This is a genomic window from Limnofasciculus baicalensis BBK-W-15, from assembly GCF_024178385.1.
GTDB lineage: Bacteria > Cyanobacteriota > Cyanobacteriia > Cyanobacteriales > Coleofasciculaceae > Limnofasciculus > Limnofasciculus baicalensis.
In genome coordinates this window covers 1-16766 of the sequence record NZ_JAMZMM010000030.1, presented here as the reverse complement: position 1 = coordinate 16766, position 16766 = coordinate 1, and the positions used below count along the sequence as shown (strand labels likewise).

The 16766-nt window shown below is 44.0% G+C and carries 28 protein-coding genes; 2 read left to right on the top strand and 26 right to left on the bottom strand.

Translation table 11 applies throughout. The features are described from left to right. Window positions 1-37: 37 nt before the first annotated feature. The gene (locus NJ959_RS05135; protein WP_254010678.1) at window positions 38-1450 is read right to left on the bottom strand and encodes a serine/threonine protein kinase; all 1413 of its coding nucleotides are present in this window, start codon (window positions 1448-1450) and stop codon (window positions 38-40) included. A 280-nt stretch (window positions 1451-1730) separates the two neighbouring features. Between NJ959_RS05135 and NJ959_RS05130 the strand changes: the two genes are divergently transcribed. Together NJ959_RS05130 and NJ959_RS05125 are read left to right on the top strand one after the other, a co-directional pair. Further along, complete coding sequence (locus NJ959_RS05130; RefSeq protein WP_254010677.1) at window positions 1731-2171, top strand: PIN domain-containing protein; 441 nt, start codon at window positions 1731-1733, stop codon at window positions 2169-2171. Next, window positions 2172-2423, top strand: a complete 252-nt coding sequence (locus tag NJ959_RS05125; protein ID WP_254010676.1) for a hypothetical protein — start codon at window positions 2172-2174, stop codon at window positions 2421-2423. A gap of 134 nt (window positions 2424-2557) precedes the next feature. On the opposite strand, the gene rpsI is transcribed toward NJ959_RS05125, so the two are convergent. The 25 genes from rpsI to rpsS all read right to left on the bottom strand — a co-directional run bounded on the left by rpsI (window position 2558) and on the right by rpsS (window position 16704). Next, window positions 2558-2971 (bottom strand): 30S ribosomal protein S9, encoded by a 414-nt coding sequence (rpsI, locus tag NJ959_RS05120; protein ID WP_254010675.1) that lies wholly within the window; start codon window positions 2969-2971, stop codon window positions 2558-2560. Then, entirely contained in the window at window positions 2971-3423 is a 453-nt protein-coding gene (gene rplM, locus NJ959_RS05115) for a 50S ribosomal protein L13 (RefSeq protein ID WP_254010674.1), read from the bottom strand. The genes rpsI and rplM overlap by 1 nt, the downstream gene beginning before the upstream one ends. A 32-nt stretch (window positions 3424-3455) precedes the next feature. After that, window positions 3456-4334, bottom strand: coding sequence for a tRNA pseudouridine(38-40) synthase TruA (truA, locus tag NJ959_RS05110; protein ID WP_254010673.1), 879 nt, complete (start codon window positions 4332-4334; stop codon window positions 3456-3458). Window positions 4335-4411: 77 nt separating this feature from the next. Next, on the bottom strand, window positions 4412-4762 hold the full coding sequence (gene rplQ, locus NJ959_RS05105; protein WP_254010672.1) for a 50S ribosomal protein L17: 351 nt from the start codon (window positions 4760-4762) through the stop codon (window positions 4412-4414). A 164-nt stretch (window positions 4763-4926) separates the two neighbouring features. Then, window positions 4927-5874, bottom strand: a complete 948-nt coding sequence (locus tag NJ959_RS05100; protein ID WP_254010671.1) for a DNA-directed RNA polymerase subunit alpha — start codon at window positions 5872-5874, stop codon at window positions 4927-4929. Window positions 5875-6142: 268 nt separating this feature from the next. After that, a complete protein-coding gene (rpsK, locus tag NJ959_RS05095) occupies window positions 6143-6535 on the bottom strand; it encodes a 30S ribosomal protein S11 (protein WP_254010670.1) in 393 nt (130 codons plus the stop codon). A 54-nt stretch (window positions 6536-6589) separates the two neighbouring features. Continuing rightward, window positions 6590-6973, bottom strand: a complete 384-nt coding sequence (rpsM, locus tag NJ959_RS05090; protein WP_254010669.1) for a 30S ribosomal protein S13 — start codon at window positions 6971-6973, stop codon at window positions 6590-6592. A 112-nt stretch (window positions 6974-7085) separates the two neighbouring features. Then, window positions 7086-7199, bottom strand: coding sequence for a 50S ribosomal protein L36 (gene rpmJ / locus NJ959_RS05085; RefSeq protein WP_254010668.1), 114 nt, complete (start codon window positions 7197-7199; stop codon window positions 7086-7088). 128 nt (window positions 7200-7327) lie between these two features. Then, window positions 7328-7552 carry a translation initiation factor IF-1 gene (gene infA, locus NJ959_RS05080; protein ID WP_006196724.1) on the bottom strand — a complete coding sequence of 75 codons (225 nt, stop codon included), beginning with the start codon at window positions 7550-7552 and terminating at the stop codon, window positions 7328-7330. Window positions 7553-7751: 199 nt separating this feature from the next. Continuing rightward, window positions 7752-8306 (bottom strand): adenylate kinase, encoded by a 555-nt coding sequence (locus tag NJ959_RS05075; RefSeq protein WP_254010667.1) that lies wholly within the window; start codon window positions 8304-8306, stop codon window positions 7752-7754. 118 nt (window positions 8307-8424) lie between these two features. After that, window positions 8425-9765: a preprotein translocase subunit SecY gene (gene secY, locus NJ959_RS05070; RefSeq protein ID WP_254010666.1), complete on the bottom strand. Its 1341-nt coding sequence runs from the start codon at window positions 9763-9765 to the stop codon at window positions 8425-8427. Between the two features lie 71 nt (window positions 9766-9836). Then, on the bottom strand, window positions 9837-10286 hold the full coding sequence (gene rplO, locus NJ959_RS05065; RefSeq protein WP_254010665.1) for a 50S ribosomal protein L15: 450 nt from the start codon (window positions 10284-10286) through the stop codon (window positions 9837-9839). A 97-nt stretch (window positions 10287-10383) separates the two neighbouring features. Next, window positions 10384-10905 carry a 30S ribosomal protein S5 gene (gene rpsE, locus NJ959_RS05060; RefSeq protein WP_254010664.1) on the bottom strand — a complete coding sequence of 174 codons (522 nt, stop codon included), beginning with the start codon at window positions 10903-10905 and terminating at the stop codon, window positions 10384-10386. 92 nt (window positions 10906-10997) lie between these two features. Further along, window positions 10998-11360, bottom strand: a complete 363-nt coding sequence (rplR, locus tag NJ959_RS05055) for a 50S ribosomal protein L18 (protein WP_254010663.1) — start codon at window positions 11358-11360, stop codon at window positions 10998-11000. A gap of 6 nt (window positions 11361-11366) precedes the next feature. Then, on the bottom strand, window positions 11367-11906 hold the full coding sequence (gene rplF, locus NJ959_RS05050) for a 50S ribosomal protein L6 (RefSeq protein WP_254010662.1): 540 nt from the start codon (window positions 11904-11906) through the stop codon (window positions 11367-11369). Between the two features lie 103 nt (window positions 11907-12009). Further along, window positions 12010-12411 (bottom strand): 30S ribosomal protein S8, encoded by a 402-nt coding sequence (rpsH, locus tag NJ959_RS05045; protein WP_254010661.1) that lies wholly within the window; start codon window positions 12409-12411, stop codon window positions 12010-12012. A gap of 24 nt (window positions 12412-12435) precedes the next feature. Next, the gene (gene rplE, locus NJ959_RS05040; protein WP_254010660.1) at window positions 12436-12981 is read right to left on the bottom strand and encodes a 50S ribosomal protein L5; all 546 of its coding nucleotides are present in this window, start codon (window positions 12979-12981) and stop codon (window positions 12436-12438) included. 136 nt (window positions 12982-13117) lie between these two features. Continuing rightward, entirely contained in the window at window positions 13118-13477 is a 360-nt protein-coding gene (rplX, locus tag NJ959_RS05035) for a 50S ribosomal protein L24 (RefSeq protein ID WP_254010659.1), read from the bottom strand. Continuing rightward, on the bottom strand, window positions 13477-13845 hold the full coding sequence (gene rplN, locus NJ959_RS05030) for a 50S ribosomal protein L14 (protein WP_254010658.1): 369 nt from the start codon (window positions 13843-13845) through the stop codon (window positions 13477-13479). The genes rplX and rplN overlap by 1 nt, the downstream gene beginning before the upstream one ends. A gap of 134 nt (window positions 13846-13979) precedes the next feature. Next, window positions 13980-14231, bottom strand: a complete 252-nt coding sequence (gene rpsQ, locus NJ959_RS05025) for a 30S ribosomal protein S17 (protein WP_254010657.1) — start codon at window positions 14229-14231, stop codon at window positions 13980-13982. A 6-nt stretch (window positions 14232-14237) separates the two neighbouring features. Next, window positions 14238-14555 (bottom strand): 50S ribosomal protein L29, encoded by a 318-nt coding sequence (gene rpmC / locus NJ959_RS05020; protein WP_254010656.1) that lies wholly within the window; start codon window positions 14553-14555, stop codon window positions 14238-14240. 3 nt (window positions 14556-14558) lie between these two features. Next, the gene (gene rplP, locus NJ959_RS05015) at window positions 14559-14978 is read right to left on the bottom strand and encodes a 50S ribosomal protein L16 (RefSeq protein WP_254010655.1); all 420 of its coding nucleotides are present in this window, start codon (window positions 14976-14978) and stop codon (window positions 14559-14561) included. A gap of 125 nt (window positions 14979-15103) precedes the next feature. Beyond that, window positions 15104-15829 (bottom strand): 30S ribosomal protein S3, encoded by a 726-nt coding sequence (rpsC, locus tag NJ959_RS05010; RefSeq protein ID WP_254010689.1) that lies wholly within the window; start codon window positions 15827-15829, stop codon window positions 15104-15106. Between the two features lie 120 nt (window positions 15830-15949). Next, on the bottom strand, window positions 15950-16309 hold the full coding sequence (gene rplV / locus NJ959_RS05005) for a 50S ribosomal protein L22 (protein WP_254010654.1): 360 nt from the start codon (window positions 16307-16309) through the stop codon (window positions 15950-15952). 116 nt (window positions 16310-16425) lie between these two features. Then, window positions 16426-16704 (bottom strand): 30S ribosomal protein S19, encoded by a 279-nt coding sequence (gene rpsS / locus NJ959_RS05000; protein ID WP_254010653.1) that lies wholly within the window; start codon window positions 16702-16704, stop codon window positions 16426-16428. Between the last annotated feature and the right edge of the window lie 62 nt (window positions 16705-16766).

The window sequence follows — 16766 nt, the reverse complement described above, 5'->3', positions numbered from 1 at the left end:
AGAGTGATTATTGATTTTAGATTTAATCCATCTATTATTAAGTAATAGGCAAATTTAACCACTCGCTGAGTTCATGTGCTATCCAATCAACTTCGCCATTGGTGAGATCTTTGGTAATAAGTTTATATTCTCGGATTCCTGCCCAAATCTGAATGTTGCGACCAACACGAGAGTTTTTATTATAGTAAATGTCTGAAATTCTTAATTTACAAATAGCCCACCTTGGACTTGGAGGCATATTATTATAACCAAACCAATTGTAATTGAAATAAATTCGTTGATAAATTTGTTGTCGATCGATCCGCAAGCGATTACGAGGTTTGATGGTTACCCATGATAAAAATATAAAGATAAACAAAAATAAATAACCTCCAAAACCTGACAGTATTGATATACCGAACAAATGGGAAATAAACTGCATTATCAATATCCATAATAATAAGGAGAAACAGAAGCATATCAATAAAATAAAAACTATGCTAAAACAGCCGATTCCATTAACATCTGTCCAATGAATAGGAACGATAATCTCCAAATTATTCCGATCTTTCTTCAATTGAACCTTACTCCCAGTAGGTTTTGACACAACCGAATATTTACCCTCTTTTTCCCCCGGTTTTTCCAGTGCCTTTAATGCCTCCCCAGCAGAAGTTAAACGACGCTTTAAATCAGGTTCCGTCATCCACTCTATCCAGTCAACAAAATCTGAACTGAGATAAATTTTTGGCTCAAACTTAATCCGCAAATCCTCTTGCGGTAACTCCGCTGGATGGGTTCCTGTTACTAAGTAAATTAATGTTGCACCTAAGCCATAAAGATCCGAAGCGGGAACACCACGTCCGCCAAATTGTTCGGGGGGCATATATCCATAAGTTCCTACTACAGTAAAGGTGCTACCTTCTCTTGCTGCTAAGGTTTGGACTGAGCCAAAATCAACTAAATAAACTTGACCCTCCCAGCCCCCCTTATTAAGGGTGGAGAGTTTTTGATCGAGGGGGGATTCTTCTCCTAATAAAATATTACTCGGCTTAATATCCCGATGAATTACTGGGGGATTTTGTCCGTGCAAATATATCAATATTTCCAGTAAATCTCTAGCCAGTTGCTTGATTTCATCTTCGTTAAAAGTCCGTCCCAACTTGACCCATTCTGCCAGAGATTTAGCTTCGATATAGTTTTGTACTAGGGCAAAACCTTTAGTCTTACGAGTCTGGAATTCAAAATGGTCTAAATAACGAGGAATTGCGGGATGGGAGAGCGATTGTAAAGCTTCTGCTTCTCGTTCAAATAGTTTTAGATCTTCCCATTGAAAATCTGCACCAAAAGTGAGGATTTTAATTGCGACTAACTCCTCAGTTTGTAAGTCCCGCGCCAGCCAAGTTTGTCGTCCAGCATTTTTACCTAGCTGTTGCTGAATGGCGTAACGTTCTTTTAAAACTTGCTCTGCCATGGTTTTTACTATAAATATTAAAAACCTATATTATATTTCCCCCTTTTCCAGGAAGCTAGGAAAGAGCGAGATTTGTCACAAACATTAATGAAATTGCGATGGCTTTGCCCATGGAGCTTGGAGCGTGCGTCTTATCCTGCCTCACATCTTGCACCACGATCGAGCTTGGCAAAAACCTAACCCCCCAGCCCCCTTCCCTGGTTAGGGAAGGGGGAGCATGATTTCCTGCTCCCCTCTCGTTTTTCGATGAGTGGTGCTTGCAGTAGAGAAACACCAACCTATGAACATCTACCTCGATACCAGCGCCCTCAATCGGATTTTTGACGATCGCTCGCAAATGCGGATTTCTTTAGAAGCCAAAGCGGTAGAAGCCATATTACTGTTGATAGAAACGAGTACGATTGATTTAGTCGCATCGGCTGTTCTTGCTTATGAAATTTCCCAAAACCCTTACCGCGAACGGCAGGATATAGCAGTACGAATTCTACAGCAAGCTAAAGCATACCAAACATTGGCACCTGAAATTATAGTTAGAGGTCGCCAACTGGAAAGCACTGATAGAATAGCCTCAGTAGATGCTCTCCACATTGCCTGCGAGGAGGCTTTAGTTACTGATTACTTCATCACCTGTGACGATCGCCTGATCAAGCGCTACAAAGGAGCTATGTCTCTCCTCAATCCAGTCGAGTTTATCCTAAAAATCACTACCAAGGGGGAATAAATGAACACTATCTCAATTCCAACTCTACCCAAAAGTGACGATGTGCGTCACGAAGCGATCGCTGTTTTGATCGATCGCCTCGGCATTGCTAAAGCTGCCATCTTTTTGGGAGATCTGTTATGGCAACCGACAGACTACTTGGAAATCAAAGATCGACTCTTTGCTGGCGAAACTATTGATAGTCTCAATACCAAAATCTCAATCTGGCAATCGGCGAATACCTTTCCAGAAAATGACTTGACAAAATCCTAAATTTTATCTACTAATAATTGCCAATTACTAATTGTTAATTGTTAAAAATTTTTTTTTCTCCACCATTAGCAGCTATAAAAAAAATGGGATTTTAGATTAGTAAATACCCCATCCAAAATCCCAAAGAAAACGACTTACCGCTTCGAGTACTGAGGTGCTTTACGAGCTTTATGTAACCCGTATTTCTTCCGTTCTTTTGCCCGTGGGTCCCGAGTCAAATACCCTTCTATTTTTAAGGGTGAACGATTTTCCGGATCAAGTTGGCACAATGCTCTCGCGACACCCAAGCGAACAGAGTCAGCTTGGCCAGTTAAGCCACCACCATGAGCCTTAACCAAGATGTCATAATCATTTTCTAGACCAAGGGTTTCCAGTGGGGCTTTAGTGGCTGCTAGGTAAGCGGGATTGAAGTTAAAATAGGAATCGCCTGGACGATCGTTAACAACCAGCTTACCTGTACCGGGAACTAGACGTACCCGTGCTACTGAAGACTTCCGACGACCAGTGCCCCAGTATACGACGCGATCGCTTAAATCTAATGTTGGCATTAATTTTCTCCTGGAATCGTGTTAATGGTTAAAGTCTGGGGTTTTTGAGCTGAATGGGGATGATTATCTCCCGCATAAACTTTTAGCTTAGTAAAGAGTTTTGCACCGAGAGAATTTTTTGGTAGCATCCCTTTAACTGCGCGTTCGATAATTCGCTCTGGTAGGCGGACTTGCAATTTGGCAAATGTTTCCGTCTTCATCCCACCTGGACGGCCTGAATGACGGCGATAGAGCTTCTGAGTCCGTTTTTTGCCAGTCACCAGGACTTTTTCGGCATTAACAACAATCACGAAGTCACCTGTATCCATGTGAGGGGTGAAGGTGGGTTTATTTTTTCCCCTCAAAATTGTGGCAATTTCACTGGCTAGTCTACCGAGACGCTGGTTTTCTGCATCTACGATATACCAATTGCGTTCGAGGGAGTCGATTGGGGGAAGGTAAGTTTTTTCCATCTGTCTTTTTCTGTGCTTCTAGGGTTAGGATTTCACTTAATGGAGAATTGGTCTGGGATTTGGGGCAAGAGAAACTTGGGCTGGGTATCAAACCAAATTTCTCGATCAAAGGGTGAGTCGGGGTATCCAACTCGCAATAAACACAGTCCCTTAGCTGGGGCGGCGTATTTTACTTCTTCCCGGCGCTGGTTTACCCAAATTTCGGTAAACTCATCAGGCTCGCGCAGTCCCCTTCCTACTTGTACCAGCATTCCTACTAATAGGCGCACCATACCGTACAAAAATCCGTTAGCCTGTATTTCTATATAAAGAAATGAGCCATTGCGGTAACATTGAGCTTCTTGAACATCTACCCAAGAATGCTTTCGTGCGGAATTGGAGCGGTGAAATGCCGTCAATTCGTGCTTGCCAATTAGGGGATTTAATGCTTCCTGGATGCGGGATTCATTCAGGGGTTCGTAATAATAATGCCAACTATAGGGTCGCACAAACAAGTTTGGTCGAGCGTCCGTATAGATGGTGTATCGATAGCGACGGTAACTGGCGGAGAAACGAGCGTGCCAATCTGGTGGTACCAATGCGGACGCTCGAATTAGGATATCCTCTGGCAAGCTTTTATTGAGAACATCACGCCACCGATGGGCTGGTATTGGCAGGGTGGTATTAAAATGGGCTACCTGAGCAGCCGCATGAACTCCCGTATCCGTGCGACCAGCACCGTACAGAGTTACTGGTCGCTGTTCTATACTCAAGAGGAGTTTTTCTATTTCCTCTTGTACGGTGCGATGACGGAGTTGCCGTTGCCAACCGTAAAAATTAGTACCTAGGTATTGGATTACCAAGGCAATTCGCGATTGGTTGTTAGTTGTTGGTTGTTGGTTCTTGGTTGTTTGTTGTTTGTTATTAGTCATTGGCAATTGCTTTTTAGCTCTCCAAAACTCTCCCACAAACAACAAAAAACGAACAACCAATTACCAACAACTAATCCTCAAACCAACTCGATAATTGCCATTTTAGCATTATCACCGCGACGGGGCACGGTTCTCAGGATACGAGTATATCCGCCGTTGCGATCGCCATATCTATCCTTGGCTCCCTCAAATAGAGAGTGAACTAACTGCTTATCGTAGATATAGCCAATAGCTTGACGACGTGCGGCTAGGGAGCCGTTTTTCGCCAATGTCACCATTTTTTCTACTTCTGAGCGGACTGCTTTTGCTCGGATCATAGTCGTAGTAATTCGACCATGACGAATTAGTTCAGTTGCCAGACTTCTCAGTAACGCCCGACGTTGGTCAGCGGGTTTTCCCAGTTTTGGGACGCGACAACCATGACGCATTTTCTTTCCTCCCTCTCGTAGTTGTTGGTTGTTTGTTGTTGGTTGTTTTTTGTTTGTTTTTTGTTTTTTGTTTTTTGTTCGTTGTTTTGCTACTAACTAACAACTACTAACTAACCACCAATAACTAACTCCCAATAACTAACAACAAACAACAAACATTCATTTTAGCCAGGTTTAACTGTTTTTTCGTGTGGCAGTGTAATTCCTAACCGCTTTTGCAAAGCTTCAATAACTTCTTCTGCCGACTTTTGTCCGAAGTTTTTGATTTCCAGGAGATCTTCCTGGCTGTAATCGAGTAAGTCAGCGACAGAGTTAATTTGTGCCCGCTTCAGACAGTTATAAGCCCGGACTGAAAGTTGTAATTCTTCAATCGGAATTTGGCTGGTTGGATCTGCATTATCAGGAGTATCTCCAATCCCTGGCTTGATTTCAATATCTTTTAGGGGATTGAATAACTCCACCAGAATAGTAGCAGATTGACTCAGGGCTTCTTGAGGACTAAAACTGCCATTTGTCCAAACTTCTAATAGCAATCGATCTTTTTCTGCAGAACCATCAACTCGCACATCCTCAACGCTATAATTAACCTTAGTTACTGGCATAAATACAGCGTCAATTTGTAAAAAGTCTACGGAGGAGTTATCGTCACGCCCTCGTTCTACAGCACGATATCCTTTTCCTCGTTCAATACGAAATTCCAACTCCAGCCTAGCTCCATCTGCTAGAGTTGCGACATATTGACCTGGATCGACGATTTCCACTTCTGATGGAAGCTCGAACTGAGCGGATCTCACTGTGGATGGACCAGTAATTGAGACTCGACCAATATGAGGTCCAGGGGAATAGCTTTTGAGGACAATTTCCTTCATATTCAGGAGAATTTCCAGAACGTCCTCTCTAATCCCTTCAATTGTTGCAAATTCGTGATTTACACCAGCAATCCGGACAGCGGTGACGGCAGTCCCTTCTAGGTTAGACAGGAGTACACGCCTTAATGCGTTGCCAACTGTCGTCCCTTGACCGCGTTCCAGAGGCTCCAAGACAAATTTGCTATATTGACTCTGATTCTTTAGTGTTTTAGACTCTACACACTCAATTTGAAACTGCGCCACTCCAGTGACCTCCCTCCTTATTTATAGGACCCTACCAAAAGCACTCAAGTAGGTTTGCGGAAAATGTTACTCCTGACCCAAAATTTGGTGCAATCGACCCGCAATTGAAGATCCAATCGGGTTGGTTTGGTCTAAAACAATTTCTAGCTGACAGTTGTTGAAAAACTCTAATGGGGAATGTAACTTTGCTGGCTGAATCGATGTTTTTTATTTGATCCAAAAAACTATATTTCCACCTCTTGCTAATTTCCAATTCCCATCTCCTTTTCTACACTCTCCGTCGCTTAGGGGGACGACAGCCGTTATGGGGAATTGGCGTTACATCCCGAATTAGGGTGATTTCCAGCCCCGCCCCTTGCAGTGCCCGAATTGCGGTTTCTCGACCCGCACCCGGACCGCTTACCATCACTTCAATCTGACGCATCCCTTGATCCATAGCTCGGCGAGCTGCACCGTCAGCGGCTGTTTGAGCGGCAAAAGGTGTGCCTTTTTTGGCTCCTTTAAAGCCACTTGAGCCTGCTGATGCCCATGAAACTACGTCGCCTCTGGTGTCAGCGATCGTGACGATAGTGTTGTTGAAGGTAGACTGGATGAAAGCCACTCCGTTTGGGACGTTGCGTTTCTGCTTTTTTGTACCAGTTTTTTTAGTTGGTCGCGCCATGTCGCTTTAGTTGACTCTATTAGTGATTGCCACAACTGATTCGATTGGGAAGTTTTACTTCTTAGCGGGTGCCTTTTTCTTACCAGCGATGGTAACGCGGCGGCCTCTACGGGTTCTACCATTGGTGCGAGTTCGTTGACCCCGCACGGGCAGCCCCAATCGATGACGACGACCGCGATAGGTTCCGATATCAACGAGGCGCTTGATATTCATTCCCTCCCAGCGCCTCAGATCCCCCTCAACCTGATAGTTCGTTTCTACGGCTACTCTGAGAGCAGCTAAATCGGCATCATTTAGATCTTTAACCCTAATATCGGGATTGACCCCAGTCGCTTTCAAAATTTCTCTTGCTCGAGACGGACCAATTCCATAGATGTAGGTTAGACCGATTTCTATGCGTTTATCACGCGGCAGGTCTACACTGGCAATCCTCGCCACTCTTTTCTCCCTCTTCTTTGTTTTGTGCTACAACTGAGACGGTGACAGTAAATGAAACAGTAACTGAAACATTAACACTGAAACATTAACAGTGCTGGGTAGATTCTATGAGCTACCCTTGACGCTGCTTGTGTTTGGGGTTTTGACAAATCACCATGACTCGACCGCGACGCTTAATGACGCGGCACTTTTCACAGATTTTCCGGACGGATGCTCTAACTTTCATTGGTCTTTGGTAAGTTCATGCGTTTTTGGCAACAGTGCAAGCACATCATTATACCATTTTATCGAATACTTTGTCAAAGATTTAGACAAAGTATTAGATCTTTGAATCACAATAAGTTTTTCTTTACCTTATTTTTTACGGAGTCGATAGGTTATCCTACCTTTGGACAAGTCATAAGGGGTTAGTTCGACTTTGACTCGATCCCCTGGCAATATCTTGATATAGTTCCGACGAATTTTGCCGGAAATATGGGCAAGGACATTAAAGCCATTGTCTAGATCCACTCTAAACATGGCATTCGGTAACGATTCCGTCACCGTGCCCTCCATTTCAATTAAGTCTTGTTTAGACAATTTGTTATCACCTCACTCAGATTCATTAATCAAAACTAAATCCAGAATACTGGAGCTTTGTCCAGAAGAACTTAACATATTTTATCAAATTTACGGTCAAACAAGCTGGGAATGGGCAATAGCCTTTTCCCTTGTCTGTTTTTCCTTTCTCCTTTTCTTAGCAACTTAGGAGGGGCGATTCTCGTTACCGAGATCGACATTAGGCATCGATCAGATTTTTGAGAGACTCGGTAACTTCATCCATGGGACGATTGCCATTGATGGATTTTAAGGCGGATTTATCCTGATAAAAGCCAATTACTGGTGCTGTCTGCTCCCGGTATACTTCCAAACGCCTGCCAATTGTTTCTCGGTTATCATCCTTACGTCCTCTTGAAAGAAGTCTCTCGATGAGTACCTCATCAGGAACTTCCAGATTGATAGCATAATCGCAAGTTTGATTTAACTCCGCCAACAAATCAGTCAAGAAAGACGCTTGACTGACATTACGGGGGAAACCGTCCAAAATCCAACCGTTTTGCGTATCCGGTTGAGCTAGACGCTCCCGGATCAAATCCAGGAGCAAATCATCAGGAACTAACTCACCCCTATCCATGTAAGACTGAGCCTTTTCACCGAGAGGAGTAACATTTGCGATCGCAGCACGTAGAATATCACCCGTAGAAATATGAGGAATATTCAATGATTCAGCTAAGAGTTGAGCTTGAGTACCTTTTCCTGCCCCTGGCGCTCCTAAAAATATTAATCTTGCCATTTGTTATTTGTTATTTGTTATTTGTTGTAAGCAATGGGCTTGAGCCAATTGCTTTTTTTATCTTTGTTCCTGTCAAAATTTTGAACTCCTAACAACCAACAACCAACAACCAACAACTCTACTGCTTAACCATACCTTCATAGCGTTGAGAAATCACATAAGTCTGAATTTGCTTGGCTGTGTCAATTGCCACACCCACCAAAATCAGTAAAGAGGTTGCGCCGATTCCCCTAAATGTCGTGACTCCGGTAGCACTTTCCACTGCCGTTGGGACAACAGCTACCAATCCCAAGAAAATGGCTCCTAAGAAAGTCAGTCGATTCAAAACCCTCTCTACATAATCACTTGTCGCCTTTCCCGGACGAATACCCGGAATACTAGCTCCCATTTTCTTCAGATTTTGGGACATATCTACTGGATTAACAATCAAGGATGAGTAGAAATAGCTGAAGAAGACAATCAAAAATAAATAAACCAAGACATACACCCAGGGGGTTGGACCACTTGGATTCAAATAAGTTGAAACCTGAGCTAGAACTTTGCTAACGCCTACTAAAAATTGATTACTTCCTTCACCGCCAGTGAACCCAGCCAAAGATTGTGGCAGAAATAAGACAGCCGATGCAAAAATAATCGGCATCACACCACCTTGATTTAATCGTAGCGGCAGATAACTAGTACGTTCTCGGTACAGACGTTTTCCCACTTGCCGTCGAGCTGAGATAATGGGAATGCGGCGGGTTCCCTCTTGGACAAAGACAATCCCGACAATCATCACCAGGAAAACTATCAGGAGCAGTACTACTTTCCCCACCATTTCTCTACCACCTGCTTGAGCCAGTTCAATAGTTTGACCCAAAGTGCGGGGTAAAGATGCCACAATATTGAGGAAAATTAATAGGGAAGCCCCATTACCAATACCTCGTTCCGTGATCAACTCTGAGAGCCACATCACAAACATAGAGCCTGCCGTGAGCGCCAATATTGTTTCGGTAATAAATACCACTCCAGGCGCATTGGCATAGTTTTGTATCCAGAGAGCGATACCAATACTTTGAACTACTGCCCAACCAACTGCGACATAGCGAGTAATCTGGGAAATCTTGCGTCTTCCTGCTTCCCCTTCATTCTTCTGGAGGTTTTCCAAAGAAGGGAGGGCAGCGGTTAATAATTGCAGGATGATGGAAGCATTAATAAAAGGCAAAATTCCCAGAGCAAAAATCCCCAAGGCAGAAATACCACCACCGGAGAATATGTCTAAGAATCCGATAATTGGACTATCTTTAACCGCTTCGGTAAACCTGGCTCTGTCGATGCCGGGTACGGGTAAATAGATACCGAAGCGAGCTACAATCAACAGGCCAACAGTCACAAGGAGCCGACCTCTAAGGCCAGCAGCTTGTGCCATCTGCATAAATGTTTCTTGAGCGGTTGGGGTTTTATCTCGACTGACGACCATAAGGGGCTACCTAAAAGAGGATAGGAGAGGGTGATGGAAGGAGAAGCTACCGCGACACCCCGATAAGCTGTTTAAGCATCTATTACTTCACAACTACCACCAGCGGCCTCTATTTTTTGGCGGGCACCAGCCGTGAAGGCACTGGCTTTGACGTTTAAGGGTACGGTTAAGTCCCCGTCGCCTAACATTTTCAACGGTCCATCGTTGGTAGTGACAATGCCTGCCTCCATTAATGAGGTTAAAGTCACCTCTGTATTGGCAGGAAGCGATCCCAACTTACTTACGTTGATTGTAGTGTAATGTTTTCGATTGATGACAGTAAAGTGCTTTAACTTGGGCAGACGGCGATACAAGGGCATTTGACCGCCTTCAAATCCTGGTCTAGTATTGCCACCTGCTCGTGCTTTTTGACCCCGCATCCCTTTTCCGCTGCTAGCACCTTGACCAGCACTTATACCACGACCGAGGCGACGTTTACGCTTTTTTGACCCTTTTTGGGGTGCTAAATCATGTATTCTCATAATTGGTTATTGGTTATTGGTTATTGGTTATTGGTTATTGGTTATTGGTTGTTGGTTGTCGGCTAATAACAAACAACCAACAACTAACAACTAACAACTAACCGTATAGTCTCTCAATAGGTACGCCCCGTTCTTCGGCAACTTCGGCAAAAGTCCGCAGAGAATCAAGGGCGTTAATTGCAGCTCTGGCATTATTCAGAGGGTTGTTTGACCCTAGTTGTTTAGCTAAGATATTGCGAACTCCAGCCAACTCCAATACTGTCCGTACTGCTCCACCAGCAATTACACCTGTTCCTGGTGCAGCAGGTCTAACCATCACCTTAGCACCAACAGCCGTCCCGCTAGATTGGTGAGGAATGGAGTTAGATTTAGTCAAGGGAACATCGATTAATTGCTTTTTGGCATCAGCAACGCCCTTCCGTACTGCACCAATCACATCGCTGGCTTTGCCAACACCAACACCCACTTGACCGCGCTCATTACCAACAACGATAATTGCTCGGAAGCTCAATTTTTTACCGCCTTTGACGACTTTGCTAACGCGGCGAATTTGGATTACCCGTTCTTGCCATGTCGTTTCTTTTTCTTTTGCACGACTTGTTTTGCGACGATTTGTCATAATTTTGCTAATTGCTAATTGCTAATTGCTCATGGCTAATTGCTAATTGCTAATTTTTAACTATTAGCCCTAGCTCCTAGCCCCTAGTCCCTCTAAAACTCTAGTCCAGCTTCGCGGGCGGCTTCTGCCAGGGATTTGACCCGACCGTGGTAAATATTACCACCTCGGTCAAAGACTACCTTGGAGATACCTTTTTCAATTGCTCGCTGGGCAATCAACTTCCCTACTTCGGCTGATGATGCACAAGTCGCACCAGATTTTAAATCTGACTTGAGGGCAGTGTCTATCGTGGAAGCGGCTGCTAGGGTATGTTGTAGATTATCATCAATAATCTGGGCGTAAATATGTTGATTTGAGCGAAATACTGCTAAACGAGGGCGTTCAGCAGTTCCGGCAACTCTGCGACGTATCCGGCGATGTCTCCGGTGGACTGATTCTTTACGAGTAAGCTTCATTTTTATTTACTTCTTACCTGATTTACCAACTTTACGTCTGACAATTTCTCCTGCATAACGAATGCCTTTACCTTTATATACTTCTGGTGGTCGGACAGCGCGAATGCGGGCTGCAGTATTGCCGACGATTTCTTTATCGATACCACTAACAAGCACGTTGGTGTTGTTTTCAACTGCCACTTGGATGCCTTCAGGGGGGACAATCTCAACAGGTTTGCTGTAACCAACATTTAAAATGAGGTTACGACCTTGAACTTGGGCGCGATAACCGACACCCTGAATTTCCAAGCGTTTCTGAAAACCTGTGGAAACTCCTTCCACCATATTGGCAACTAAGGTGCGAGACAGACCATGGCGCTGACGGGATACTCTTGATTCATCCCGCCGTAGCACTTGTAACTGTGCCCCTTCTTGCTGAACCGAAACTTGTTCAGATAAAAGTCGTTGCAGTTCCCCTTTCGGACCTTTGACAACAATCTCTTGACCGTTAATATTGACGGTTACCTTACTGGGAATGTCTATAGGGCGTTTGCCAATCCGCGACATTACTTCGATTCTCCTTCAGTAGTTTTGAGTTAGGAGTTTTGAGTTAGGAGTTTTGAGTTACAAATATTAATTCAAAACTCAAAATTAAAACTGCAAAACTTTTTTACCAGATGTAGCAAAGCACTTCACCACCAACTCCCTGACGGCGTGCTTCTCTATCTGTCATGATGCCACTGGAGGTCGAGATAATCGCAATTCCAATGCCACCCATGACTTTGGGGAGTTCTTTACGGTTTTTGTAAACCCTTAGCCCTGGTCTACTTACACGCTTCAAGGTTCTTATGATCGGTTGGCGGTTTTTGCCTTTGTATTTCAGAGACAGTACCAGGAGTTTTTTAATCCCTTCACCTGTTTCTTCAAAATCAGCAATAAAGCCTTCCTCTTTCAAGACCTGGGCAATGGAGCGGGTCATTTTTGTGGAGGGTATATTAGTTGTTTGATGCCGCACCAAGCACGCATTCCGAATGCGGGTCAGCATATCTGAAATTGTATCGTTTGCCGCCATTATTTCTTTCCTATGCTTACTGCTTTAGTTTTCACGGAATGGCATTCCCATTTCTTTAAGTAAAGCGCGACCCTCTTCATCTGTCTTTGCTGTTGTAATTATTGAAATATCCATGCCACGAATTTGATCGACACTGTCGTACTCTACTTCGGGAAAAATTAGTTGCTCTCGAATGCCAAGGGTGTAGTTCCCACGGCCGTCGAAGCTTCTGGGACTAACGCCCCGAAAATCCCGAATTCTAGGTAACGCCAAGTTGATTAAGCGGTCGAGAAAGAAGTACATTCGATCTCCCCGTAAGGTGACCATCATACCGACGGGCATCCCTTCACGAATTTTAAATCCTGCGATCGCCTTTTTTGCTCGTGTCACCACTGGTTTTTGCCCGGTGATGATTGCCAGTTCGCTCAAAGAAGATTCCAGCGCTTTGGCATTCTGAGATGCTTCTCCCAAACCTCGGTTGACGCTAACTTTAACTACTTTCGGAACTTCATGGATGTTGGTGTAGCTAAACTGTTCTTTGAGTTTGGGTACTATCGTTTCTTGATAGAGAGTTTTCAGCTTTCCTGTCATGGTTTTTGTCCTCTTAAACCCTGGGCTTGGTCAGGGAATTGTTGTTTGTTATTGGTTATTTGTTATTGGTTGTTTGCTATTGGTTGTTTGTTATTGGTTACTTGCAATATACAAAGAACAAACAACAAAAAACAAATTAATCAATAATTTCACCTGTCTTTTTCAGCATCCGTAGTTTTTTCCCCTCTTTATCAAAGGTGTAGCAGATGCGGCTAGCAACTTTTTGCTTTTCGGAGTAAAGCATTACGTTGGAGCTGTGGATGGGACCTTCAAAAGTGGTAATCTGACCGCTTTCTCCCTCCTGTTGAGGCTTGACGTGCTTGGTCTTCACGTTCACTCCTTTGACAATAACCATGCTTTGCTTGGGTATTGTTCGCAGGATTTCTCCTACCTTTCCTTTATCCCTACCCGCAATTACCTGCACTGTGTCACCTTTTTTGACGTGCATTTTGTAGACTATTCCGGGATTTTTCTTGCCCTTGAATTGAGTTGTCATCAGATTACCTCCGGAGCCAGAGAAACAATTTTGGTGAAGTTTTTATCCCGCAGTTCCCGCGCCACTGGTCCAAAAACGCGGGTTCCTCTAGGGTTGCCATCAGCGTTGACGATTACGGCTGCGTTATCGTCAAAACGAATACTCATACCGCTGTCCCGTCGTAAGCCCTTGCGAGTACGAACAATCACAGCTCTAACGACATCTGATTTTTTGATTGCCATGTTTGGGATAGCGTCTTTGACGACGGCAATAATCACATCACCAACACCGCCAAAAGTTCGGTTACCAGCTCCCAAGACACGGATGCACATTAATTTACGGGCACCACTATTGTCGGCAACATTTAGGTAAGTTTCTTGTTGAATCATTTTCCACCTCCATGAGAAAGTTTTGAGTTATATTTGTTGTTTGTTGTTGGTTGTTCGTTATTGGTTATTTTTCAATAACATTCGTTATTGGTTGTTTTTCAAATAACAAATAACTAACAACAAATAACTAAACTCTATGAATCTGAACCCTTGCCGATAATTTCTGCAACAATCCAGCGTTTAGTCTTACTAAGAGGTCGAGTTTCGCGAATCCGAACCCGATCCCCTTCCTTGCATTCATTTTCTTCGTCGTGGGCTTTGTATCGCTTGGTGCGCAATACGATTTTGCCGTACTTGGGGTGGGGAGAGCGATTTTCCACAGCAACTACGACGGTTTTATTCATTTTGTCGCTAACGACTAGACCAACTCGTTCTTTAACTGCCATTGGGGTCTACTCCTCTTCTTGAGTGTCTGATTGAGACTTATCTGATGCTTCGGCATCCACAGATTTTTCTCCTTCTTGCAGTGCTTTAGCCTCAGTTTTTTGCGACTCCAGGGAGGCTTTAGTCGCAATCAGTTTACGTTCCCCCAATACTGTCATCATTTGACCAATCTTGTGGCGTAGCTGTTTGAACTGATGTGTTTTTTCCAATCTTCGGGTTGCTTTTTGCATCCTTAATTGAAATAACTCGCGTTTGGCGGCTAAAATTTCATCCGCCAATTCCTTGTCGCTTAACTTTCTAGCGTCTTGTATCTTGGGCAAAGGCATAACTTATCCCGGTTCCCCTTCGCGGGTGATGAACTTGGTGTGAATGGGCAATTTGTTAGAAGCTAATCGCATCGCTTCGCGAGCAATTTCTTCGGTAACTCCGCCAATTTCAAATAGGATTCGACCTGGTTTTACCACTGCTACCCAAAACTCTGGAGAACCTTTACCGGAACCCATCCGAGTTTCGGCGGGGCGCATTGTCACGGGTTTGTCAGGGAAAATGCGAATCCAAATTTGACCACCTCTACGGATATAGCGGTTCATGGCTCGACGAGAAGCTTCAATCTGACGAGCGGTAATCCAGGATGGCTCTATGGCTTGTAATCCAAAGTCACCAAAGGTCAAGGTATTGCCGCGAGTTGCAACACCGGACATTCTCCCGCGCTGCTGTTTGCGAAATTTTGTTCTTCTAGGACTTAACATGGTTGTTTGTTGCTTGTTGTTTGTTGTTTGTTGTTTGTTGTTGGTTGTTTGTTGTTTGTTGTTTGTTGTTTAAGGTTTAACAACTAATAACTAATAACTAACAACTAATAACTAACAACTAATAACTATTCATTTGAACGATCTTCAAATTGCTGGCGACGTTTTTGTTGACGGCGACGAGGTTGGGCTACGTTAGGAGCTGCTATTTCTTCTTGACCAGGAATAATTTCTCCTTTGAATATCCAGACTTTTACGCCCAGGATTCCGTAGATAGTTTTGGCTGTCCGGCAGGAATAGTCAATATCTGCTCTGAGTGTGTGTAGGGGAACTCTTCCTTCACGCACCCACTCGGTTCGAGCAATTTCTGCACCATTTAACCTACCGCCAACTTGTACTTTTATCCCTTTTACATCGGCTTTTTGGGCACGTTGAATTGCTTGACGTACCACTCGACGGAACGAAACTCTTCGCTCTAATTGTTGGGCGATGTATTCGGCAATCAGTTCGGCATCTGCGTCTACTCGTGCTATTTCAACGACGTTGATGCGAATTTGACGATTTCCGCCTAGGGCTTGTTGAAGGCCTAGCCGCAAATCTTCAATTCCTTTTCCCCCGCGACCAACGACAACGCCTGGTCTGGCGGTGTGGATTTCTAGATCGATTTGGTCTGCTTTCCGTTCGATCCTAACGGTAGAAATCCCGGCATTACTGAGGGTTTTGTTAACGTATCCTCTGATCTTGTGGTCTTCTTTGAGAACTTCTGGGTAGCGCTTGCTGTCAGCATACCAACAGGCTCTATGTTCTTGAGTTATACCCAGTCTAAAACCAATTGGATTAATTTTCTGTCCCACGAATCTTTCCTTATTAGTTGTTTGTTGTTGGTTGTTTGTTGTTGGTTGTTTGTTGTTGGTTGTTTGTTGTTGGTTGGGGATGACAAATAACCGATCGCTTATAACTAACAACACCAATTACTATGGATTAACCCCTTCGCAAACAGCCACAGTTATATGACATGTTGGCTTCCGAATTTGATAAGCTCTACCTTGCGCTCTTGGTCGATAGCGTTTCAGGCTAGGTCCCATGTCGGCATAAGCTTGACTGATCACGAGTTTTGTGGGATCGAGACCCTCGTTGTGTTCGGCATTAGCCACAGCGGAGCGCAGGACTTTTAAGATGGGGTCGCAAGCCCGGTAAGGCATAAATTCGAGAACGATTAGGGCTTCTCGGTAGGAACGTCCCCGAATCTGATCTAGAACCCGCCTCACTTTAAAGGGGGACATCCGAATGTACCGTGCGATCGCTTTTGTTTCTACTGTATTATCTATTGCCATAGTGTTATTTTCTGTAATTTCGCTGCGGAGGTAAGAGGTTAGATGCAAGAGATAAGAGGGAATATAAAGGTTTTTTAGGCATTATTATTTCTCCGATCAACTGCTTCACTCTTCTGCTAACGACCGCCTTTGCGATCGCCCTTGGAATGTCCCCGAAATGTCCGAGTAGGCGCAAATTCACCCAGTTTATGTCCGACCATTTGTTCGCTGATAAAGATCGGTACGTGAGTTCGTCCATTATGGACTGCGATCGTGTGACCAACCATCATTGGCAGAATTGTTGATGCTCGCGACCAGGTTTTAATTACCTGTTTTTCTCCTTTAGCATTCAACTTTTCAATCTTAGTCAGAAGACTGTCGGCAATAAACGGACCTTTTTTGAGAGAACGACCCATAATTTAATGTTGTTTGTTGTTTGTTGTTTGTTGTTTGTTGTTTGTTGTTTGTTGTTTGTTGT